This window comes from Leisingera sp. SS27, from assembly GCF_028368855.1.
Taxonomy (GTDB): Bacteria; Pseudomonadota; Alphaproteobacteria; order Rhodobacterales; family Rhodobacteraceae; genus Leisingera.
This window is the reverse complement of the sequence record NZ_JAQNCY010000015.1, coordinates 82,591-105,092: the sequence shown is the minus strand read 5'-3', so window position 1 is coordinate 105,092 and position 22,502 is coordinate 82,591. Positions and strand designations below refer to the sequence as shown.

15 protein-coding genes are annotated in these 22,502 nt (G+C 63.0%); 4 read left to right on the top strand and 11 right to left on the bottom strand.

From position 1 onward, the window contains the following. Position 1 precedes the first annotated feature (1 nt). Both N6L27_RS21210 and N6L27_RS21205 read left to right on the top strand, forming a co-directional pair. A complete protein-coding gene (locus N6L27_RS21210) occupies positions 2-328 on the top strand; it encodes a hypothetical protein (protein ID WP_271909426.1) in 327 nt (108 codons plus the stop codon). Between the two features lie 119 nt (positions 329-447). Then, complete coding sequence (locus N6L27_RS21205; RefSeq protein WP_271909425.1) at positions 448-1,947, top strand: caspase family protein; 1,500 nt, start codon at positions 448-450, stop codon at positions 1,945-1,947. A 117-nt stretch (positions 1,948-2,064) separates the two neighbouring features. Here the strand turns inward: N6L27_RS21205 and N6L27_RS21200 are convergent, their stop codons facing one another. Further along, positions 2,065-2,907 carry a M15 family metallopeptidase gene (locus N6L27_RS21200; protein ID WP_271909424.1) on the bottom strand — a complete coding sequence of 281 codons (843 nt, stop codon included), beginning with the start codon at positions 2,905-2,907 and terminating at the stop codon, positions 2,065-2,067. 182 nt (positions 2,908-3,089) lie between these two features. Here N6L27_RS21200 and N6L27_RS21195 point away from each other — a divergent pair, with 182 nt between their 5' ends. Together N6L27_RS21195 and N6L27_RS21190 are read left to right on the top strand one after the other, a co-directional pair. Beyond that, positions 3,090-3,665 (top strand): OmpA family protein, encoded by a 576-nt coding sequence (locus tag N6L27_RS21195; protein ID WP_271909423.1) that lies wholly within the window; start codon positions 3,090-3,092, stop codon positions 3,663-3,665. 44 nt (positions 3,666-3,709) lie between these two features. Continuing rightward, positions 3,710-5,872 (top strand): serine/threonine protein kinase, encoded by a 2,163-nt coding sequence (locus N6L27_RS21190; RefSeq protein WP_271909422.1) that lies wholly within the window; start codon positions 3,710-3,712, stop codon positions 5,870-5,872. Between the two features lie 83 nt (positions 5,873-5,955). Here the strand turns inward: N6L27_RS21190 and N6L27_RS21185 are convergent, their stop codons facing one another. The 10 genes from N6L27_RS21185 to N6L27_RS23315 all read right to left on the bottom strand — a co-directional run bounded on the left by N6L27_RS21185 (position 5,956) and on the right by N6L27_RS23315 (position 21,851). Continuing rightward, positions 5,956-6,678 (bottom strand): PP2C family protein-serine/threonine phosphatase, encoded by a 723-nt coding sequence (locus tag N6L27_RS21185; protein ID WP_271909421.1) that lies wholly within the window; start codon positions 6,676-6,678, stop codon positions 5,956-5,958. Continuing rightward, positions 6,678-7,343 carry a type VI secretion system-associated protein TagF gene (gene tagF / locus N6L27_RS21180; protein ID WP_271909420.1) on the bottom strand — a complete coding sequence of 222 codons (666 nt, stop codon included), beginning with the start codon at positions 7,341-7,343 and terminating at the stop codon, positions 6,678-6,680. The genes N6L27_RS21185 and tagF overlap by 1 nt, the downstream gene beginning before the upstream one ends. Next, a complete protein-coding gene (tssM, locus tag N6L27_RS21175) occupies positions 7,343-10,915 on the bottom strand; it encodes a type VI secretion system membrane subunit TssM (RefSeq protein ID WP_271909419.1) in 3,573 nt (1,190 codons plus the stop codon). The genes tagF and tssM overlap by 1 nt, the downstream gene beginning before the upstream one ends. Continuing rightward, positions 10,912-12,339: a type VI secretion system protein TssL, long form gene (tssL, locus tag N6L27_RS21170; RefSeq protein WP_271909418.1), complete on the bottom strand. Its 1,428-nt coding sequence runs from the start codon at positions 12,337-12,339 to the stop codon at positions 10,912-10,914. The genes tssM and tssL overlap by 4 nt, the downstream gene beginning before the upstream one ends. Positions 12,340-12,353: 14 nt before the next feature. Next, positions 12,354-13,694, bottom strand: coding sequence for a type VI secretion system baseplate subunit TssK (tssK, locus tag N6L27_RS21165; protein WP_271909417.1), 1,341 nt, complete (start codon positions 13,692-13,694; stop codon positions 12,354-12,356). A gap of 47 nt (positions 13,695-13,741) precedes the next feature. Further along, complete coding sequence (gene tagH, locus N6L27_RS21160) at positions 13,742-15,211, bottom strand: type VI secretion system-associated FHA domain protein TagH (protein ID WP_271909416.1); 1,470 nt, start codon at positions 15,209-15,211, stop codon at positions 13,742-13,744. 8 nt (positions 15,212-15,219) lie between these two features. Next, positions 15,220-15,522, bottom strand: coding sequence for a PAAR domain-containing protein (locus N6L27_RS21155; protein WP_039186474.1), 303 nt, complete (start codon positions 15,520-15,522; stop codon positions 15,220-15,222). An 18-nt stretch (positions 15,523-15,540) separates the two neighbouring features. Further along, positions 15,541-16,119, bottom strand: coding sequence for a DUF6931 family protein (locus N6L27_RS21150; RefSeq protein WP_260018665.1), 579 nt, complete (start codon positions 16,117-16,119; stop codon positions 15,541-15,543). A gap of 40 nt (positions 16,120-16,159) precedes the next feature. Beyond that, a complete protein-coding gene (locus N6L27_RS21145; protein WP_271909415.1) occupies positions 16,160-18,271 on the bottom strand; it encodes a type VI secretion system Vgr family protein in 2,112 nt (703 codons plus the stop codon). 64 nt (positions 18,272-18,335) lie between these two features. Continuing rightward, positions 18,336-21,851, bottom strand: a complete 3,516-nt coding sequence (locus N6L27_RS23315; RefSeq protein WP_442915815.1) for a type VI secretion system contractile sheath domain-containing protein — start codon at positions 21,849-21,851, stop codon at positions 18,336-18,338. Positions 21,852-22,502: the final 651 nt, after the last annotated feature.

The following is a 22,502-nucleotide window of genomic DNA, read 5'->3' as shown; positions in this document are numbered from 1 at the left end:
CATGGAGCATCCCGACAAAGCCCTTGGCGAACTCTGTGCCGCTTCGGCCTGGGAAATGGAGCAGCTGCGCAGCCAGATGCAAGCGCTGGAGGACGTCGTCCTCGACGTGCTGGAACGGGGCACGGCCCCGACCAGCCAGGAGCTGCGCTCGCTGCAGGACTTTGACCTGGTGATCCAGACCTTGTCGGGCCTCTCCGGGTTCTACAGGCGCGTGCAGGCCCAGGTCGACGAGTCCGGCCCGGCGGATCTGCCGGCTGCCGCCGCTGGGGTCACCCTTGAAAAGCTGCGCGACCGGCTCCGCTCCGCCGGCAGCATGGCCAGCACCTGAAACACCCCTGCCCCGCCCGGAAACAGGCGGGGCAGATCCCATGGGCAATTTTGCTTTTTCTTTGCCGCCGCAAGCGCGTACATTGGGGCATAGCCAAATTCGCGAGCCCGGGTACCCGCATGTCTTTTCTTTTCAAACCGTTGATTTTCACACTGTGCCTGCTCACCGCTGCTGGCGCACAGGCTGCAACCGATCGCATCGCTCTGGTCATCGGGGTGGCGGACTACCAGTATCTGCCGCCGCTCGAAAACACCCGCAACGATGCCGTCGCCATGGCAGACACGCTGGAGGGCATCGGGTTTGATGTCAGCCTGGCTTTGGATCCCGGCACCTCCGAAATGGAGCAGATGCTGGAGGATTTCGCTTTCCGCTCGGAAGTCGCCGATCTGGCACTGGTTTATTTTGCCGGCCACGGGATTGAGGTCCAGGGGGAGAACTTCCTGATCCCCGCCGACGCCAAGGTGGCCAGCAATCTTGATGTGCAGCGCCAGTCCCTGTCGCTGAAACAGCTGCTGAATGCTGTCGACCGGGCGCGCAAGATGCGGATCGTGATCCTGGACAGCTGCCGCGACAACCCGCTTGGGGATTCCATCGCGCTGGAGGCAAGCAGCAATCAAACCACTGAAACCACGGAAACGACCCGCGGCGGCGGCGGCATGGCACCTGCCGATCCGGACCGCGGCACCCTGGTGGCCTTTGCCGCCAAAGACGGCCAGGTGGCACTGGACGGCAGCGGCAGCAACTCGCCCTATGCCACCGCGCTGATGGAAAAGATGGTGCAGCCGGGGCTGGAGATCAGCCTGATGTTCCGCCAAGTGCGCGATCAGGTGCTGCAAAGCACCGCGAACCTGCAGGAGCCGCACACCTACGGGTCGCTGACCGGTGTGCCCTTCTACCTGGCGGGCCCCGGCGAAAATGACGCCCCTGTTTCCGTGGCCGATGCGTCTGCGGCCTGGGCTGCCCTGAAGCCCGACCAGGAAGAACAGCTGCTGGCGCTGGCCGAATTGGGCGATACCCGCTCGATGCTGGGTCTTGCTTATATCCGCCTGAACCCGAACCAGGGCCGGTTCGACCCCAAGGCCGCCGTGGATTTTCTGCAGCGTGCAGCGGATGCCGGTTCGCCCGAGGCGCAATTCGAGCTTGCCAAACTCTATGAGCGCGGCACCGGCGTTGATACGGATCCCGCCAAAGCGCTGGAGCTCTACCAGGCCGCGGCCGCTCAGGATTTTGCCGATGCGATCAACGACCTCGGCTTCCTGCATTACCAGGGCGGCCTGGGTCTGCCTGCCAATCCGAAAAAGGCGCTGACGTTCTTTGAGCGGGCCGCCGACCTGCGCCATCCGCAGGCCCAGTTCAATTTTGCTGCGCTGATTGATGACGGGCTGATCCCGTCTAAAGGCCCGGAAGATTCCGCCCATTATCTCTATGCTGCGCTGCGCAGCGGCAGTTCTGACGTGCTTGGCCTTCTGAGCGAACGCCCGAACATGTTCACCCCCGAAACCCGGCGTGCCTTGCAGCAGAAGCTGAAAGAGAACAACTTCTATGCCGGGGCAATTGACGGGGATTTCGGACCCGGGACACAGCGTGGCATCCGCAAGGCTTACGGGCTTGAGGGGTAATCCGGGTCAAGACCCTAAGCAGGCAAAACCCGGCCTGCTTAGGGCTTTGGTCCAGGCACGGCTTCCCGTGAGTTCCAATTCGCCTTATTGCGGCAGGTCAATCGGCCGGCTGCCTGTCTATAGCAGCCCGTCGGTGATCCACTGATCCAGCTGGCGGCGGCTGATTTCAAAATGCATGCTGTCCTCGCGCCGGAAACCGGCCCCCCAGACCCAGCCCTGATCGTAAAAGAAATCCGCCATGATGGTGAGCCCCAGCTGGGTCTTGCCGTCGGTGAAGTTATCAAGCTTGCCGTCAATGTTCAGATCCACCGCAAGGCCATAACTGTGGGTGGACAGCGAATTGGTGGTGCCGCGGATCCGCCGCACGCACAGCGCCCCGGCAGTGTTGATGCGGGCATAAAGATCGGGATCCGCCTGGCGGATGTTTTCAAACACCACCTTCAGGCTTTCGATGGCCGGGCGCAGCATGCTGACCCGGATCGGCCCGACCTGTTCAGTCACCAGCTTCTCCTTGAGATCCGGATTGGTCATCGGCTGGCAGGTGTCGTTCAGATCCTCGCGCGGGCGGCCGAGCCTCTCAGTCAGGTATTTGCCGCCGGTGACCCGCAGGCCGCGGTTCACGTTCAGCCGGTCTGCGATCAGCACCACCTGGGCATAGTCCAGATCGGCGCCGCCGGTCTGGTTCCAGATCGCGGCCTCTCCGGCCGCGTCATCAGTGAAAGGGCTTCCGGCGCCTGCCCCTCCTGCGGGCAGGCTGGCGACTTCATTCTGCAGATCCGACATCCGGGCCTGAAGATCTTCGACCTGCTGGCGCAGCATTTCGATCTCGATCCGCGCGGTGGAATCAACGCCTCCGGCACCCTGATAGTCCTCTTCGCTCAGCAGCCAGCTGAGCCCGAACCAGATAGCCGGGGCCAGCACCAGGCCGATCGCGATTATCACTGCTGGTAAAACCCGCATTTTTCCTCCTGGTCCGTTTGCGCCCATTTCAATCCCTAGCTGCCGGGCAGTAAACCCCCTGTTTACAACTTGCCGGAAACACCGTGTTTTTTTCCCGTGCGCAGCCCTGCCCGCCATTGGCAGCCTGATAGTGCTGGTATAGACTGCCTGCAATGTTGAAACGGTAGGGGAGGGCGCAGAGCATGATCCGCCTGAAAGGTATTTTCACAAGTATTCTGGGCGCCGGCCTGATTTTGGCACCGATGGCGCAGGCGCAGTCGAACGGCGGTGAGCTGTCCGTCGAAGAGATCACCGAAGCCTTCAAGAAACAGAAGACCCGCGGTCTTGTCATCGTGCCCAGCAGCACGGACGCAACCCAGGACAGCACCGAAGAGGCCACAACCGTGGCCGCTGCTGCGGAGGAATATACCCCCGTTGACCAGCAGACGCAGATCAACATTCAGATCTCCTTTGACTTCGACAGCGCAGCCCTGCGCGCCGATCAGGAGCCGAAGCTGGCCAACATGTGCGCGTCGATGAAAGCGCTGGACGGCACCGTCTTCCAGATCATCGGCCACACCGACAGCTCCGGCTCAGCCGCCTACAACGAACGGCTATCCCTTCTGCGCGCGCAGGAAGTGCGCCGCCATCTGATCAGCTCCTGCGGCGTGCGCGAGGATATGCTGAAAGCAATCGGGATGGGGGAAACCGCTCCGTTCAATCAGGACAACACGCGCGCCGATGAGAACCGCCGCGTTGAATTCCAGGCTCTGGGCTAAAAACAGCCCGGACCCGCGCCGGATAAGAGGTCAGGGAGACTTCCATGCTTGAATCGCGCCCTGGCGACTTGTTCCAGCCGGGTGATCTGCTGAACAATACCTACAGGATCGAATGCCTGCTGGGCCGCGGCGGCACGTCCGACGTGTACAAGGCGCGCTCGGAAATTTCCGGCAACCTGGTTGCCCTGAAGGTGCTGAAACAGGAACTCGCCGCCAATGAGGACTTTACCGTCCTGATGGCGCGCGAGGAGAACATCCGCGAAATCCGCCATGCGGCGGTGGTGCGGTATTCTGAGAACCACCGCACGCCGGACGGCCACATCTACCTGCTGATGGATTATGTTGACGGCCCCGGCCTCGACAAACGCCTGAAGCAAGGGCCGATGGCCGCCGAAGACCTGATGGTGATCTGCCGCCGGGTGGCGCAGGGCCTGCAGGCAGCCCACGCCCGCAATATCGTGCACCGCGACCTCAGCCCGGACAACATCATCCTGCGCGGCGGCGACCCGGCAGAAGCTGTGATCATCGATTTCGGCATCGCCAAGGATACCAACCCGGGTGCTCAGACCATTGTCGGCAATGAATTTGCCGGCAAGTACTCTTATGCTGCGCCGGAACAAATGAGCGGAGATACAGACGCCCGCTCAGACATTTATTCGCTGGGCGCGCTCTTGCTTGCCAACTTCCGCGGCGCCGCGCCCAAGCTGGGCGCCAACCCGATGGAAGTGGTTGAAAACAAGCAGAAGCCGCTGGACACTGATGGTCTGCCCGAACCGCTCAAGACCTTGATCGGCCGGATGTGCGCACCGGATCCTGCGGACCGGTTCCAGAACGCAGGCGAAGTTCTGGCCTTCCTCGACAATCCCGACGGCGGCAGTCTGGACGATTTGCTGGATGCCCCGAACGAAGACGCCACCATCATTGTACCGAAGGCCAGCAAACCGGCCCCAGCTTCTCCGCCGGCCTCCAAGCCCGCGCCAGACAAGGCAAAGAAGAGCGGCGGGGGCGGGCTCTGGGCTGCGCTGGCCATTCTCTTGCTGCTGGGCGGCGGCGGTGCGGGCGCCTATTTCGGCGGTTTCCTCGACAGTGTCCTGGAACCCGGCTACCCGGAAGTGCGCCCCTATTCCTTCATTGCCGAAAAACCCGCCGACGGACCTGTCGAGATTGTCGGGAATGTGCCGTCTGAGACGGTGCGGGATGCGCTGCTGGCGGTGTCTCAGGATGCCGACCTCACCCTGGCTTCCGGCGCGATAGCCGACACCTGGGGGGCTGACGTCCTGGATACCGTGAAGCCGCTTGAAGGGCTGCGCGAATGGCGTCTGGTCATCAGCAACAACAAGGCCCGGCTGACCGGGACCACGGATGATACCAACGTTGCGGAGATGCTGAATGAGCTGTTCCGCAACGGATTGCCCGGAGCCCTGGAGGGCAAGGCCGAAATCCGGTTTGAACTGCCGGTGCTGCCGGTTGCTGAGGTCAAGGCGATCATGGACAGCTTTGCTGATTGCGGGCCGCTGGCGCGCCAGGGCAATGGCCATTTTGACGGCTACGGCCCCTCTGACCCGATCCTGATCAGCGGCCGGGTTGCCAGCACCGCCACCCGGCTGGAACTGTTCGATGCGCTGCGCGCGCTGGCACACGAACGTCAGGTTGTCCTCGATGTGGAAGTGCTGAACGACTCGCTCTGCGTGGTTGAACAGCATTTGCCCAAAGCCCCGCCCGGCGGCGCCGCAGTGGAATTCGCCGTCGGCGGCGACACTGTGGAACCCAACCCGTCCGGCCGCTTCTTTGTTGGCGAAAACCCGGTGATCGACGTTGTGCTACCGGATGACGTGACCGACGGGTATCTGACCGTCTCGATCCTCGATGTGTCGGGCAATGTGTTCCATCTTCTGCCCAATATCTCGCGCGAGGACAACGCTGTGGCCAGCCTGCGCGACGGCGTGGCAGGGCATATTCCGGTACGTGTTGCTTACAGCCTGGAGGAATCAGCGGCCAACGGCGGCATTGCTTTCAAGGTCGACGACAGCACCCTGGGCAAAAGCAAGGTGCTGGTGCTGCATTCCGCGGAACCGCTGTTTGACGGTATGCGCCCGACCTCGGAAAGCGCGGTAGGATTTGCCGAGGCGCTGAAAGCCAGCTACGAGGCGGACTCCAGCCGCATCCGTTCTCTCGACAGCCGGATACTGGTCACCGCCAAACCCTGATCCGGTAACAGCATTCAGACAAAGTCCGGCCCGGGAAACTGTTGCTTCCCGGGCCATTCTCTGCGCCGGAGGAATACCGGAGCCTAGAGAACGTCGATCACAACAGCCGTGATGTTGTCCGCCCCGCCGCCCGTCAGGGCAATCTGGATCAGCTGGTCCCCCACCGTTTCCAGCGGCGCGCTGCTCAGCACATCCTCGAGGATCTGGAATGTGGCGTATTTGGTCAGACCATCCGAGCAAACCAGGAACCGGTCGCCCGGCTCCGTGTCGCCGCGGATCTTGTCGATCTCCAGCTCGTCCCCAACCCCGACGGCACGGGTGATGGCGTTGGAATGCGGGTGCTGCTCCGCCTCGTCCCAGGTCATCTTGCCCGCCAGCACATATTCCGCCACAGCGGAATGATCCTCGGTCAGCATCTCGATATGGCCATTTCGCAGCCGGTAAATCCGGCTGTCCCCCGCCCAGAGACCGACAAAATGCTGGTTCGCCATGATCAGCGCAGCCACGGTTGAACCGATGGTGCCGCCGCCGCGGGCCGCTGCCTCGGCCCGGATCGCCTTGTGCGCGTTCTGGATCGCATCGCGCAGCGCATGCATCCGGGCCGCAGGGTCAAGGCCCAGCGGGATCATCGCCACCGCATCGGCAATCAGCCGGCTGGCAAAATCGCCTGCGTCGTGGCCTCCCATGCCATCTGCCACCAGCCAGATGTCATGTTCAGGCAGAGCCAGAACAGAATCTTCATTCACCTTGCGCTTCAATCCGACATGGGTCTGCGCGGTATAGCGGTATTTGCGCAGCTGGTTCATTATGCGGCCTCGAGCCCAGCCCAGACCGGCGCGTCCAGGTCAAACAGCCCCAGGGCCACGCTTCCCGCTGGCAGCCCCTTACACGCCAGCGTCCTCGGCCCCCCCTCCAGAACAGCCGTCCACAAGCTGCAGCCCTCAAGCCCAGGGTTCAACCGGCCATCAGGGCCGGATACTGCCAGGCGCTCCGGGCCTTGCGGCCCGGCTTTGACCACATCCAGTGGCTCTGGCCGATCACCGCCAGGCGCTGGCATTGCTGCAAGCCGTTCTGCAAGCCTGTCTTTGGTCATGCTGTCCTCCAATGCGTCCAGGGCCAAGTCCTCCAGCCGCTCAAACAAGGTGCCTGCGCCCATGTGACCGGCCCCCGCTCCCCCAGCCGCTGACAGCGGCGCAACCAGTGTCAGCGGAAACCGGCGCCCGACCCGGTCGACCGAGGGCATCATCACCCCCCAAACAGATGCTGCGCCCGCCAGACCGGCAGGCAATGTGAACCGCCAGATAGGTGCACTCATGTAATGCGCATCAAAGCCGGCGCCATAGGCCGTCTTGCCATCCAGCATAACCTGCTGCAGCCAGGCATCCCAGACCCGCACAAACCCGCCAGGCGTGTTCAGCCGGAAAAAGTCCCCGGCTGAAGGCATCTTTCCAAAGGCGCCGAACCCCGCCATCACATCGACTTCGGACAGCTGAATTTCGCCATGGCCGGCAGGGCGAAGGGGTTGATGACAGACCCGGACTGAAGCTCAAACAGCGCCAGCCGCCCGCCGACGCGGAAGTTCACCCGCCGACGGTCAGAGACATTGGTGCGCCGAACCTCGGCTGCGTCCAGCAGCCGGAACCAGGCCCAGGGCCCGTCCCGCGACAGCACGTTTTCGGCATCGCGTTTTTGCGGCAGAAGGGTCAACCGCGCCAGTCCGACAGATCCCGGCCAGGTCACAGCCACCGGCGTCGGCGCGCCGGAACGGTGGTTATAGGCGACCTTGGTACCGTCGATCTCCAGCAGCACTTCTTTGGCTTTGGGGTCCAAAGCGTTGACAGTAATCTGGAAATTCACCGCAGGCTGCGCGCCGCCGGCAAAAAACGCTTCCTTGATTTCCGACGCATACTGCATCTGCTGCAGCACCGCCGGGCTGATGCCCAGATCCACGTCGTTGACACGCTTCCAGGTCCAGGGGCGGCTGCGGGTGTCGACGTATTTCAGCAGATGCTCGTTGAAGAAACCGTCGATCATCCCGTCCGGAGAGAACAGTTTGGCAAAATCCGCCATCGCCACATCAGCACGGGCTGAACGGTTGAACGGATAGCGGTTGGCCAGAGCCTTCTCGCAGAACGGCAGCACGGCCGATTGCCAGCGCGCGTTGATCGAGGCGCGTGTGCCCTCGGAGGTGATGCCGGACGAGCCCGCCGAAACCTGTGTGGCCCACCGGGGCAGAGGCCCGCCCATGCGGCTGGCGGTTTGCTGGAACTGCAACAGAGCCTGACCGCTCTGGCCGCCGTTGGCAACGCCAGAGAAGGACATCTTGTTCAGTTCCTGATAGACCAGCTGCAGCTGCCCCATCAGATCATCCAGCTGCGAGGGCTGGCCCTCAGGCCGGTTCACCAGGTCATACAGCCACTGGAACCGTTCCTGCACATAGGCCCCCGGCGGCTTGGCCGCCTGGCCGGGCGCATTTTCGGCAGAGCCGACCAGCGCCTCCAGCAGGATCTGCCCCTGGATCGACAGGTTCGTACGCGCCTCGATCGCTGCGACGTTCTGAGCGCCCGCGGCAAGCGTGCCCGCGTCCAGAAGCGATTTGTCTTCGTTCAGCCGGGTTTCGTTGCTGACGTCGGTCAGAATATTGACGATCGGTGAGGTCGGCCCCGACAGCACATTGGTGACTTCCACTGCGTGGGACAGCGTTTCCAGCGGCACAATGTCGATATCGCCCAGGATCTGGTCATAGCGGCTGATGTAGTCGTTGTAGTAGAGATCCAGCACATCACGGCTGAGCTTCAGCAGCACCGCTTCGTTCTGGGCCGCTTCGCTTTGTTCACCCAGAACCCAGGCCTCGCGGTGGACCCGTTCCGCAACGCTGACTGCTTCCGGCAGGAACACGTTGTGGAACCCGTCATAGGTAAAGATGCCCTCGATCCCATCATTCAGCGGCTTGCCGGAACTGCGCACAAGTACCCGTTTAACCGACGGTCCGCCGACATCGGTGATCCGCCATTTCGGAAGAGCGGTCGCCTGCTGCGAATTCAGGATGCCGTTGTAAACCCGCTGGGCCAGCGGCATCTCCGACAGGATGTTCTGTGCCTGCTCGATCAGCGGGCCATTCAGCGCGATCTCCTCCATCGGCTGCGACAGCAGCGCCGTCAGGTGATCCATCAGATCAGCGCGCAGCTGGTTGCGGGCAATGCCCGGGTAGGCAATGTTTTCCCAGTCCAGCCGCATCCACTCCTTGACCAGATCGGGGTTCATCGGCCCCTGCAGGCCCAGCATCAGATAGATCTTCAGCGCCTCATACAGCGTATCGGGGTTGTTCATATTCCCCTCAATCTGCTGCTCCAGCCGCACCAGCAGGCGCGGCAGCAAACGCCGGTTCAGCGCCCCTCGGTAGGTCTGCGCCGCCTGGGTGCCGATCACCTCGCCCTGATACAGGCCATAGGTCATCGCCCCCTCAGTCTCCGGGTCGGACAGCACGGGGTTGCCCGGCATGTCGCGCAGATTGTTCAGGGCTGCCGCCACCGGAACCAGGTCAGTATCGCCAACCGGGCTTGGCGGCAGCTCTGCCGCGGCGGCCTGATAGGCCGCGACCTGACCCTCAGCCTGGGCAATCAGGTCGGTGTTCTTGAGATATGACCGCACCCAAAGCGCGCCCATCGCAAGCGCCACCAGCACGGTGGCAGTAATCGCAATCCGTCGGGTCCAGCGGTACCGGCGCTCCACCTTGTCATCGGCGGACACCAGCCCTGCTTCCGGGAACATCACGCTTTCGAACAGACGGGTCAGGAAGAAGCTTCTGCCGGTCCCCTGCCCCGTGCCGATCGCCTGGCGCCCGATACCAAAGGTCTGCGCCATACCCAGCATCAGCCGGTCGATCGGCGTGCCTTCCTGCGTGCCGGAGGTGAAATAGACCCCGCGCAGCATCTGGCGCTGCTCATAACGGTTGTCCTGGAACACCTCCATCAGGAACTCCCGCGCCACTGCACGCATCGAGGCGACCTGAGCCGGGAACCCGGCAATCAGCGCCCGGCGCTGGTGGTCGGTCTCGGTTTGCATCTTCTCCAGCAGCTGCGCGTTGATCTGCCCCAGCAGCAGGCCGAATTCCTCGTCAAACCCGGCAATCGGCGGCTGTTCCTTCTTGCCCTTGGGCAGCGGGAGGGTGAAGCCCCAGACCTGCTCGCGGTCCTCCTTGCCTAAGGAATCATGGAATTCCTGGAAGCCGGCAATCAGGTCGGCCTTGGTGAACAGCACATAGACCGGGAAGCGCACGCCCAGTTTCTCGCGCAGCTCCGCCAGGCGGCGGCGCACGGCAGCGGCGTGGCTTTTCTGGGTGATTTCATCCTGCAAAGACAGGTCCGACAGCGAGATCGCAATGATCGCGCCGTTGATCGGCTGCCGCTTGCGGTACTTCTTCAGCAGCCCCAGGAACCCCAGCCAGGCGGCGTTATCCGCCTCGGCATCGCTTTCCTGCGTGGTATAGCGCCCGGCGGTGTCGATCAGCACCGCCTCATTGGTGAACCACCAGTCGCAATTGCGGGTGCCGCCAACGCCGCCAATGGCGGCCTTGCCCATCTTCTCGGCCAGGGGAAACTGCAGGCCTGAGTTCACAATGGCAGTGGTCTTACCGGCGCCCGGCGGGCCGATCATGATGTACCACGGCAGATCGTTCAGATGCCGCCGGCCGCCCTTGGACTTGCGCAGCTCCTTCATCGCGTCCTTGAATTTGCCGCGCAGCTCGCCGATTTCCTCGGACAAGACATCATCTTCCGAGGTGTCGACAGCCTCCGCCATCTCCTCGGTCATCTCCTTGTCCTTGCGGCGGCGCCGCCAGAAAATGATGCCGATGATGATGAAATACAAAAGGAAGATCACCCCGATGGCGATCAGCCGCGCCATCACGCCGTCAAACGGGCGCCAGCTGTCTGTGCCGATAAACGGCGCGAAATACCACACGCAGGCCGACAGCACCGCTGCCAGGATCAGCAGGATGGTGTAGATCGACCGGAACAGGGGAAAGATATAACGGCGGATCATCCTTCAACCTCCTGAACCAGCAGAATTTCGATTCTGCGGTTCTTGGCCCGCCCGGCGCGGGTGCTGTTGTCTGCAATCGGTTCCTTGTCGGCGCGGCCTTCCGCCGACAGCCGGTCCGGATCCTTCATCACAGCGGCCATGCCCGCCATCACCGATTTCGCCCGCGCCAGCGACAGCGCCATGTTGGACGGGAACCGGGAGGAGCGAATCGGCACGTTGTCGGAATGCCCTGCCACGATGATCTTGCCCTTTTCGTCATTCAGCGCCTCGGCCACCCGGTTCACCGGATTGCGGAACGCCTTGCTCAGCTGATCCGAGCCGGAACCGAACATGCCGGAACCGGTCAGCCGGATGATGAGCGTATTGCCCTTCTGGAAGACCTGCACGATGCCTTCCTTGATCTCAGGTTCCAGGAAGCCAGCGACCTTGGCGACCTGTTCCTCAGTGGTCGGCGCCAATGGCGGCGGCGGCGGCGGCGGTGCGCGCCGCTCCAGCTCAGCCTTGGGGCCGCTGTCCACGATGGTCAGCTGGCCAACCACGTTTTCGGTCTGGTTCGACAGCATCCAGCTGAGGCCCAGGAACTGCAGCGCCAGAATGGCGCAGGTCGCCGCCATGGTGATCCACACCAGCCGCCAGACCGACAGCGCCTTGAACGGTTTGACGATGCCTTCCCAATGCGGCGACAGATCGCGCTCTACCGGACCGCGCTGGTTGCGGATGATCCGGGCCAGCGCGCCGCGGATCTGCAGGTGCTTCTCCGAACCGCCCTGCTCCACCCGCAGACGGCCCTCAAACCCCAGCGACAGGCACATGTACAAGAACTCGAGCATGTCGATATTGTTGCCCGGCTCCTTCTCCAGCCGTGCCAGCAGGTCGTAAAACCGGTCGCCGCCCACCACCTCGCGGTGGAAGGTCGCCACCATCGACTGCAGCCCCCAGGCGGACTGGCCGCCCCAGGGTGTGTTCAGCACCACATCGTCCAGCGTCGCGCACAGCGCGTAACGCGCAACCTTCACCGTCTGCGCGGCAATGCCCGCCTGAAGGGCGCGGTTTTCAAACGCGCGCACCTCGGCCACCACATTCTTGCGCAGCCCGTCCGGGTCCATGTGCTGGGCCCGGTTGCGGATGCGGGAGATCAGCGCAAACAGGGTCGAGGCACAGGCCGTCAGCTGGTTCATCCCCGTCAGCGCCATCTTCGGCGCCTTGGCCCCGCCCGCCGCGGCCTGCGGTTTCGGCGCCGCCGCCTGCGGCACCCCATAGGCATCCAGAGCCGGTTCCGCGGGCTGGTCCGGCACCGGCTGAGTCTGCTGCGGCACCTCGGGCTGCTGCAACGGCGCGGCCGTGCGCCGCCCGCCCGGGTTCGGCTTGATTACCGTCTTGTCGGTATCCCCCGGTTCAGCAAAGGGATCGTCATAATCAGCCATTTCAGCGCCTTCCCTTATGCATTACGGATCGCCCAAAGCTCCATCTTGAGCCCCGGATACTGTCCCGACACATGCACCGCGATGCCGCCTGAGGTGGTCATCTTGCGCCAATAGGGGCTGTCTGCATCCATCTCGAAATAGACCACGCCGGAATGATAGGGGATCTGCCGCGGCGCCACCGGCAGGGGCCGCAGGGTGATCCCCGGCAGGGCCGAGTTCACCAGCTGGCGGATTTCCTCCACGGGGCCGATCTTGGCCTGGCCGGAGAAATGCTTGCGCACGTCCTCGGCCGGAATGTCGGCGCTGACCGCCAGCACAAAACCCGCGTTGCCCAAAAGCTTGCGGTCGGCAATGACCCCCACCGAGATGCCGTATTTGCGCGCCTCCAGCTTGATCGGGATCGCGGTCTGCTCCAGCACCGAGCTCAGATACTGGCGCAGCACCCGGATCACCGGCGCGAAGCAGTCGACCAGATTGTCGTGGGTATAGGGCGGAAATTCCGGCGCCTGTTTTTCCGTCGACATGAACACCGACAGCTCCCCCGCCATGCCTGCGCAGGCGGTGAACAGCCGTTCCGGGTGCAGGTTCTCGATGTTGCGCAGGTGGCGCACCTGCGGCAGCATCCGGTTGACCACCGCCAGCAGCATGAAATCCGACACATCCGCCACACCGCGGGCGCCGCCCGCCTCCGACAGGCGGCCCGCCAGCGCCTCCATCCGGTGCGCCAGAAGCCCTTCAAGCTCGCGCAGGAAACCGCTCAGTGCAGGTGCCGCCCGCACGTCCAGGCAGGACGGGATAAAGGCCTGGTCCAGAACAATTTCCTTGTCCGGGCGCACTTCGATGATGCGCGCCACGGGGACCGCCAGCAGGTCGGCCAGATCATCCACCTCCAGCGCGAACTGCAGGCGCATCTTGCCCACGTCCAGCTCCACCGGTTTGCGCTCGGTCGAGGTCACGTCGGTCACTTCCACCTTGTCCGGGCGCAGGCGGCTGGCCGAACGTTCGGCGCCGCTCAGATCCACTTCGGTCGCGCCCTGGCGGCGCTGCGGCACGGTCAGGTAGACAATGCAGTCCTTGACGGTAGTCGGCACTTCCATTGCCGGCGGATGCGGGTCTGCCATCGGCACCCGGAACACCGTGCCGTCATGGGTCAGCCCCTCGCAGGACTTGACCGCGAACTGGCCGATCTTCAGCGCCTCATGGTCGATCTCCAGCCCGTTCACACCCCAGGCATAGGGGCTGAGCCGCCGCGCCAGTCCGGCCACCAGCGCTTCGTTGTAACGGTCGGACTGCTGGAAATGGTGCGGCTGCAGAAACAGCCCCTCCGTCCAAAGTACCTTGCTGTCCCAGGACACCGGGATCTCCTCTTACTTGCGGGCACGCGCGCGGGGCGCGGTGCCGGTCATTCCTTCAGCCTGTCCAGCTGGTCCTTGTAGGCCCGCGCAAATTCGCGGCTGAACAGGTCGTGAAAATCATTCTCAGCCTGATCGGAAATCTCCGCATAAAGCTGCTCGTAGACGTCCCAATACTGCGCTTTCTTGCCGCGCAAGAGGCCGCTGAAGCCGCCCTTGGTCTCGATCTGGCTTTCCAGCGCCTTGGGATCGAGGCGCTTCAGCACGCCTTTCAGCGCTGCCTCCATGCCGGTGACCATCGCCACTTCATGCGCCTTGATATCCCGCAGCGCCTCTTCGGCGGCAGTCTCAGGCGACAGGTAGCCCTTGGTCGCCGGGCGCACCATCGCCTCGATGGCTTGTTCCGGCGTGATCGAGAATTTCAGCGGGTTGTTTCCGCCGGCAGAAATCATCGTCTGCTCAATGCGGAACTCGGATTTGATTGAGGTCCGCGTCATCAGAATCTCGCGCAGGCCCGTGACCAGCGTCTTCATCACCCGGCCCATCCGCGCCATGGTGCTGGCGTGGTCCGCGGGATCAAGACTTGCTTCCGCGCCAACGCCCTTGAGAAAGGCCTCGACCGCCTCTTGCGATGCTTCCGAGGACGCCGGGGCGGCTGGCGCGACGGTCTTTTCACCGCTGTCCTGCTGCGGCGGGATTTCCTGCGGCGGCGCAGGCGGGGCCTCTTGCGGCGGGGCCGAAGGCGGCACCTCTGCTGGCGGCGGCGGCACTTCGCGCGGCGGCGGCACAGGCTGCGGATCCGGCTGAGGCGCGGGGACCTCAGGCTCACCGATGCCGGACAGGAAATCATCATCCCAATCGTCCGGGATCAGGCTGGAATGCGACGCAGGCGCAGCAAACCCGTCCGAGGCGGTCGGATTATGGTTGGGCAGGCTCGCCCCCTCCCCTTCCCGCCCGTCGCTGGCCTTCTGGAAGAACGGATCTTCTTCTTCGTCCAACGGCGGCAGCAACTCGTCGATCGGGTCCACCGGACTGAACTGCGCAGGCCCCTTCGGCCCCTCGCCCAAGAGATCGTCCAGGAAATCACCGCCCGGCCCGGCATCCTCCAGCAATTGCAGCGGATCGGGTGCATTGGCAGCATTCCCGTGCGAGGCGGGCCCTTGTGCCGCAGGCGCTGCAATCATGTCGCCCACATCCGCCAGATCATCGCGGATTTCCACCACCAGCTCATAATTGCCGACACACAGAACATCGCCATTGTTCAGCGGTGTCGGGGTGCGGCCCAGCGGGATCTTCGAATAGTTCAGGAAGGTGCCGTTGGAGCTGAGGTCCACCACCACCACATTGCCATTGTGATCCTCGATCACACAATGGTTGCGCGACAGCATCTGGTCCGGATCCGGCAGCACCAGATCACAGCTCGCGCCGCGCCCCACGGTCAGGCTCGGCCCCCGCATCGGAACAGGGGCCGCATCGCCGGGCATCGCACCCGAGCTCTGGAATTTCAGTGTCACTCCCATGCCTGGGCTTATCCTCCCACCAGAACGGTGACTTCACCCTTGGCAACCATGCCGCCGCAGGCGGTGCTGTCCAGGATGCGCGCGGCCGGCAGGTTGTTGATCAGCACAGTTGCCGACCCCTTGATGATCGGGTGCGGCGACGGCGCCGCGGTGCACATGTCGCTCAGCCGCGCGGCCGGCAGCTTGGCCACCAGCACAGTGACAGCACAGGGCGGCAGAATCGGCGTCGGCACCGGCAGCACCGGCGGCGGCGGGGTGGAGGGCAGCATGCAGGCATGCAGATCCGTCACCCGGGCCTGTGGCATTCCCATCTGTTACAACCCTCCCATTCAGTCCTGCGCAGCCTGCAACGGGACTTCGATCACCTGCCCCTTGCCGCCGCGCGCAATATCCAGCGCCCGCTCGATCAGAACGGCGCCGTGTTCTTCAAACTTATCAGACAATTGACCCAAGGCCACCATATTCATGGCAAAGGCAGCCGCCTCAGAGGCCCCTGCCGGGGCAGGATATTGATTCAATTCTCCGGGTCCCAGCGTTCCCGCCGCATAAAGCACCGCCAGCGCACAATTCACCGTGTCATCATCCACATAGGCATGATCCAGGGTGATCCGCGCCTTGTCGCGGTTTTCCTCGCTGGGCTCGAACACCCAGGCCTCCGACGCAGTCAGAGAGGCCGGGTCCTTGTCCGAGCGCGGTCCGATATAGTCCCGCGCGGCCAGACAGGCCCACCACACCCGCTCGCGCGGGGGCAGCAGCACCGCCAGAGTGCGCAGCAGATCAACCAGAGCGCCTTTGCGGTCCAGCTCCTCCAGCACAATCCCCGCCTGCGCCGTTGGCGGCGCCTCCAGCGGGGTTTTCAAGATGACATTTGCCCGCGACAGCAGCTTGGCTACCGGGTCAGCAGGCATTTTCACCAGCTTTTCAAATCTTGCCGACATCTGCACCCGCCTAGTTGATCATCGTGAGGCCGCCCTTCAGGGTCAGCATGGCCTCGCCTTTGACGGTGGTCATCGGCGCTTTGGCCTCAACCATTCCGGTGCCTTCGATCTTGATCATCGGCCCTTTGATGGAAACGCCGGAGTTGTCGATCTTCACCTCGGAAGCGCCAACCGTCAGCTTAATCTCCTGCCCCGCGCTCATCGCGATCTTGCCCGCGGTCACATCCACGGTCAGATTGCCCAGCTTCACCGTTTCTGTATGGTTCCCCTTGGCAATGGTTTCGGTCAGGTTGCCGGTGTCCACGTCCAGGGTCATATTGCCCTTTTCGATGGTCTCAGCCTTGTCACCCATCTTGACGGTCTCGGTGCGGTCGCCCTTGTTCACCGTCTCGGTGACATTTTCCTCAACCGTCATGACATAGCTTTTCTCATCCGCCGAGGTCACCTCCGGCGATGGCGCATCCAGGCCGACCGTCACCGTCGAGCGGTCCTTGACCAGCATCTGATGGTCCTTCTCGGCCTGCACCCGCATCAGCTCGCTGTCTTTCTTGTCGTCGAACATCAGCTCGTTATAGCCGCCGCCGCCCTTTGACGAATTGGTCTTGATCCCCAGCTGCGTCTGATCTTCGGGGTAGGTGTAGGGCGGCATGGTTTCGGCATTGTAAAGCATACCTGTGCAGATCGGCCGGTCTGGATTTCCGTCCTCGAACTGGATCACCACTTCCTGATCGATCCGCGGCACCGCCACCATGCCCCAGTTCTTGCCGGACCAGGGCGTCACCACCCGCACAAAGCAGGATGCAGTGTCGTCCTTCTTGTTTTCCCGGTCCCAGTGAAACTTGATCTTGATCCGGCCATGCTTGTCCGTGTGGATCTCTTCGCCGCTTGGACCGACAACCGTTGCGGTCTGCAGCCCCTGCACTTCCGGCCAGGGCGTCACCAGCGGCGCGCGGAACTGGTCTGCCTTCAGAATGGCGCTGAAGGTCGACGCATACACGTCATGCTCCATTTCCTCCGGCACTTCCATGTTGCGCGGCTTCAGGTCGCGCCGCATGGCGCCTTTCTTGGCAGTCTCTTCTGCCTTCTGGCTTTCGCGTTCGCCATAGTCCCAGGCCACCTTGACGTGATGCTCGGCATTGATGACCAGGTATTCGTTGTTGTTCGCCGCAACCGGGTGCTTCTTCATGGCAAAGGTGCTGCCGGTGCCCAGCGTCGGCACGCTGGAGGCGCCGCGCCAGGTGATATGCTTAACCGCTTCCGCTTCCATCCGCACCCGCGCCAGCTTGTTGCCCAGGCCGGAATTCTTCCGGTAGTGGCCCTGATAATCGTAGACCTCGTAATCCTTGTAAGAGTGCATACCCTTCTGGATCGACGATGTGGCCGTAAGATCGGCTGACGGTGTCAGGAAATCAAAATCATTCAGTGTGACCTTGCCGCGGGTAATCCGCTCATCCTTGGCCCACTCCGAGATATGCTCCTCGCGCCGCCGGTCGCTGTCGTCGCGGGCATGGAACTCAATATCAGAACCGCCTGCAATCGGGCTGTGGCCGCTGACACCGTCGCACAGCACCAGTTTCTCACGCGCGGTATCGCCTGACGGGCTGTCGAAGTAGAAATAGATCCCCTCTTCTTCCATCAGCCGGCACAGGAACGCATAATCGCTCTCGCGGTACTGCAGGCAATATTCCCGTTTTTCATAACTTTCGCTCAGCTTGTCAGTGAAATCGCTGAAACCGTATTCATTGAACAGCTGCTTGATGATCTCGACCGTGGTCTTTTCCTGGAACACCCGCAGATCCGCGGTCCGGGTCAGCATCCAGAACCAGGGGCGCACTTCGGCCACATACATCTCATAGCCGTTGCGGAACCCCAGATACTCGACCGAGACGCACATGCCATTGAACTGATGCTCCGTCTTCTGACGCATCACATGCACGTTTATCTGCTTGCCGACCAAATCCTCCAGCTTGGGCTGTTTCTTGGTCGCCGCAAATTCGATTGTGGTTTCGGTGAGCTTGCTCAAGCCCTCGCGCACAATCGCCCGGCTCATCATCAGGCCGTCGGTGGAATATGTCCCCGACATCCAGGCGAGGTCGTTTTCATGGCCCTTGCTTACAACCATGTCTCCTCCTTTCCGTGACGGGAACGGGGCCGGTAATCGCCGGCTGTGTTCTCAAACATTCGCATCACAAATCATCCAAAAGCGCGGCGAGGTCCGCATCCATTTCGTCATCATCCCCATCGTCGCCGTCATCGTCATCCCCAAACGATGACAGCAAGTCGTCCAGATCCCCGAGGCCATCGTCATCCCCGTCATCGCCTCCGAAATCCAGATCATCCAGGCCGAGATCGTCCTCATCGTCTCCGCCCAAATCCAAATCAAGATCCAGGTCTTCGTCTTCATCGCCGCCCCCAGCAGGCGGCTTGGGCTTCGGCAGCCCGCGCGGGTCCGGCGGCGAGGGCTCCGGCGCCGGCAATCCGGTCCAGGGCCCCAGGATCTCAGCACCCTTCAGCGAGTTGAAAGAGGTCAGCCGCACCTCGTCCCGCCCCTTGACCGCGCTCACCGCCATGAACCCGCGTTCCTGTGCCAGCGCGATCTTGTCCAGATCGATATTGCGCTCGGTGCAGGGCAACGCCACTTGGTCGCCGAATTTGTCGTTCACATAATGATAGGGCATCCCGCCCAGAGACATAATTTTCCCCAGCTGCAGCGATGGCCCGTTTTCCTTGAAGGAGCGCCCGAGCAAAATCGCAACCAGCACCACCGGATTGGCCCAAAGCATGCCCTTCAGGCCTTCCGTTTCGGTAAACTCCTCAAAATCAAACTCATAGCACGGATCACTTTTTTCACCATAGGGACGGCGCAGCAGGAACCGCGGGCTGGCCAGCCCCAGATGGCCGGCCTCCGCCATGCCCTGCAAGGTGTTCCAGGCATCAGCCACCAGCTTGGGCCGTTCCGCCTTGGGCGTTTTCAGAAATTCCGGCGATATGGACGCAAAGAACGGCGCATCCACATGTGCCGCGACCCGTGCGATCCGGCCCAGAAGTTCTGCATGCGGCGGGGTTTCCTCGAACTGATACATCCCGATCAGCGCCGAATAGCCGCCGCGCCCGTTTTCCTCGTCCAGCGGTTCCTCGGTCAAAAGCCGCACGAAGCCGGTCTTGGACAGGTCGTCTTCTGCCGCCAGATCCGCCGCCAGCTCCTCCGCCGAGATGTCATAGAACATCACATCCAGCGTATCGTCCGCCTCAATGGAGCGCGCCATCAGATCCAGCGAACGCCACTGCGCCTCGACCGACTGGAACTCCGGATGATGCAGCACCAGCCGCATCGCATCGGACAATGCCTCATCCACCGCCTTCTGCATCTCGGCCACCTGCGGGTCCGGCAGTGCCCGGATGTGCGGACCCACGACGCGCGCCAGCAGCTCCTCCACCGGCGAGGCCTCGCGCAGCGTGTTGCCAGTGTCCCCGATCAGCTGCTGGAAGGCGCTCAGGCGCTTGTCCGCCGGCACCGAGTTTCCGGCTGAAGTCCGCTTCGGTGCCCGCGCCTTGGTGCCATGTTTCTCTGCCCAGGCCTTCAGCGTGTTCGCCGCATGATCCGCCGTCGCACCGCTCTGCAGCTGCTTGCGCAGACCGACCAGTTCCGAGAACAGCTCGACGTTTTCATACAGCTCATCCGGGTGCAGCCCGTCCAGATCCTCCAGCTTGACCGCGATGCCCGCCCCGTCCTTGCCAATCGGCAGCACCAGTTCGGTGGCGAAGCTCTCGATCACGTCTTCAACCGTATCCGGATCCAGCAGCACCGCCTTGCGCGCCGCCAGCGCATCGCCGGTCTCGATCTGCCCCTTGGCCGCGCGGCCCGAAAAGTCGCCCAATATGGCCATCCGGAACCGCTTGCGCTCAAGCTTCTGCGCAGCCGGCCGCTCCGCGCTCATGGTGCCATAGGCAAACTCCGGCTCGTCCGAGACCTCTGCCGCCGCAGCCGGTTCATCGCCGCCCTCGTCCAGATCCCCCAGAAGCGCATCCAGATCATCGCCGCCGGCCTCGGCGGTGTCCTCATCGTCACCGCCTAAATCGCCAAGCAGATCATCCAGATCCATATCCCCGCCGTCACCGCCCATCAGGCTGTCAAGATCCGCATCTGCGTCCCCCAGCCCGCCCAGCAGGGCATCAAGATCATCTTCGGCGCTGTCCGTATCCTCTGCCTCCTCGGCTTCCGCTTCCTCGCCAAGCCCCGCCAGCAAACCGTCCAGATCGCCGTCGTCTTCCTCATCGCTGCCAAGGTCGCCCAGCAGATCATCCAGGCTGGCGTCCCCGCCGGCCTCGTCCTCATCCAGACCGCCCAGAAGCGCGTCAAGGTCATCCTCGGCAGCGTCCCCTGTCCCGCTGCTGCTTTCGTCTTCCAGACCACCAAGCAGATCATCCAGATCGCCGCCGCCCGCCTCCTCGCTGGCGGTCTCCTCCACTTCGTCCAATCCGCCCAGCAGGGCATCAAGATCGTCACCACCGTCATCTTCGGCGGCCTCTTCATCGGCGAAAAGCGCATCCAAACCGGGGCTATCGTCATCTTCCTCAGCGTCGAGGCCGCCCAGAAGCTCATCCAGACCACTGTCGCCTTCATCGTCCTCCACGGCGCTCAGCAGCGCATCAGCTTCGTCCGGAATGTCTTCCGCAGCATCCAGATCGCCCAGCAGGCTGTCCAGATCGTCGTTCTCATCCGGTCCGCCCCCCAGAAGCGAGTCCAGATCGTCATCACCGCTGTCCGGTTCCTCTGTACTGCCGGCATCCGCGAGGCCTGCCAGCACATCCTCAGCGCCATCCTCCGCGGCCTCTTCCGGTTCATCACTGCCAAGATCCGCAAGCAGATCATCCAGACCACTGTCTTCGGTTTCGGCTTCCTCAGGCGCCTCCAGCGTATCCAACGCCGCGCTCAGATCCTCTTCGCCGGCATCGTCCTGCGGTTCATCAAGACCGCCCAGGATATCATCCAGATCCGTGCCGGCACCGGTATCTTCCTCGGGTTCGTCCTCTGCCAGCCCGGCCAGGATATCCCCGGCATCATCCGCCTCTCCGGACTCTTCAGGCGCATCAAGGCTGTCCAGAACGGCGCTCAGGTCGTCGCCTTCCGCTTCCTCCTCTTCAGGCGCGGCATCCAAAAGGCCGTCCAGAATATCATCGGATCCATCCTCTGCCGCATCTTCAATCTCAACGGCGGCGAGGCTTTCCAGCGCATCCTCCGCATCGCTGGCGGTTTCGTCCTCCCCGGGCGCCTCCTCCAGCAGCCCGTCAAGCACGCCGTCCAGGCCGGCGTCTTCTTCATCATCGGACACAACCGCTTCCGCCAGGCTCTCCAGGGCCGCAGCGGCCTCTTCGCCGTTGTCTTCCTCTGCCAGATCCGTATCTGCAAGCCCGGTCAGAACATCGGAAATATCGTCATCTTCGTCTTCGGCAACCTCCACCGCAGCCAGACTTTCCAAAGCCGCACCAGAGTCATCCTCTTCCTCAGCCGCGTCCGGTTCCAGATCTGCCAGCCCCTCCAGAATGCCCGAATGGTCCTCATCTTCAGTCTCAGAAATCTCAGCGGCTGCGAGGCTCTCCAGCGCGTCGGCGGCAGCATCACCGGCCTCATCCTCCACCTCCAGCGCGGCCAACTCATCCAGAACCGAGGCATGGTCCTCTTCCTCGTCAGCTTCGGGCACATCCGCAGCCGCAAGGCTCTCCAGCGCGGCGCCGGCAGTGTCTTCTTCCGCGTCATCACCGGTTTCCAAGGCGGCCAGGCTTTCGAGCGCATCCTCCGCCGCGGTGTCTTCGGCCTCTTCAACTGCTGCATCTGCCAATGCATCCAGCACGCCGGAATGGTCTTCTTCGCCGTCCTCCGCAATCTCGGCAGCGGCGAGGCTCTCCAGCGCATCGTTAGCAGCCGTATCGGCTTCTTCCGGCACGTCCAGATCCGCCAGCGCATCCAGCACACCAGCATGATCCTCTTCTTCCGCTTCAGTCACTTCAACGGACGCCAGGCTTTCCAGCGCCGCGCCTGCGGTATCTTCTTCGGCGGCCTCCTCCACGTCCTGCGCAGCCAGCCCGGCGAGCACATCGCCAGAGATATCCGCCTCCTCCTCCGGTGTTTCCGTCTGTGCCAATCCTTCCAGAACGGATCCTGTCTGATCGTCCTCTTCAGCCTCTGGAACCTCAGCGCCCGCCAGCGAGGCCAGCGCCTCTCCGGCTTCATCGCCCTGGTCTTCTTCTTCGGGTGCAGCGGCGCTCAGACCCGCCAATACATCCGCAGCCCCTTCGTCTGCAGACGTCTCCTCAGGCTCAGCGGCCCGCAGACCATCTAGAACGCTGCCAGC

Bases quoted from the DNA above. Each gene is read 5' to 3' on its own strand.
- N6L27_RS21210 (WP_271909426.1), top strand. From the start codon at position 2: ATGGAGCATCCCGACAAAGCCCTTGGCGAACTCTGTGCCGCTTCGGCC.
- N6L27_RS21205 (WP_271909425.1), top strand. From the start codon at position 448: ATGTCTTTTCTTTTCAAACCGTTGATTTTCACACTGTGCCTGCTCACC.
- N6L27_RS21200 (WP_271909424.1), bottom strand. From the start codon at position 2,907: ATGCGGGTTTTACCAGCAGTGATAATCGCGATCGGCCTGGTGCTGGCC.
- N6L27_RS21195 (WP_271909423.1), top strand. From the start codon at position 3,090: ATGATCCGCCTGAAAGGTATTTTCACAAGTATTCTGGGCGCCGGCCTG.
- N6L27_RS21190 (WP_271909422.1), top strand. From the start codon at position 3,710: ATGCTTGAATCGCGCCCTGGCGACTTGTTCCAGCCGGGTGATCTGCTG.
- N6L27_RS21185 (WP_271909421.1), bottom strand. From the start codon at position 6,678: ATGAACCAGCTGCGCAAATACCGCTATACCGCGCAGACCCATGTCGGA.
- tagF (WP_271909420.1), bottom strand. From the start codon at position 7,343: ATGGCGGGGTTCGGCGCCTTTGGAAAGATGCCTTCAGCCGGGGACTTT.
- tssM (WP_271909419.1), bottom strand. From the start codon at position 10,915: ATGATCCGCCGTTATATCTTTCCCCTGTTCCGGTCGATCTACACCATC.
- tssL (WP_271909418.1), bottom strand. From the start codon at position 12,339: ATGGCTGATTATGACGATCCCTTTGCTGAACCGGGGGATACCGACAAG.
- tagH (WP_271909416.1), bottom strand. From the start codon at position 15,211: ATGGGAGTGACACTGAAATTCCAGAGCTCGGGTGCGATGCCCGGCGAT.
- N6L27_RS21155 (WP_039186474.1), bottom strand. From the start codon at position 15,522: ATGGGAATGCCACAGGCCCGGGTGACGGATCTGCATGCCTGCATGCTG.
- N6L27_RS21150 (WP_260018665.1), bottom strand. From the start codon at position 16,119: ATGCCTGCTGACCCGGTAGCCAAGCTGCTGTCGCGGGCAAATGTCATC.
- N6L27_RS21145 (WP_271909415.1), bottom strand. From the start codon at position 18,271: ATGGTTGTAAGCAAGGGCCATGAAAACGACCTCGCCTGGATGTCGGGG.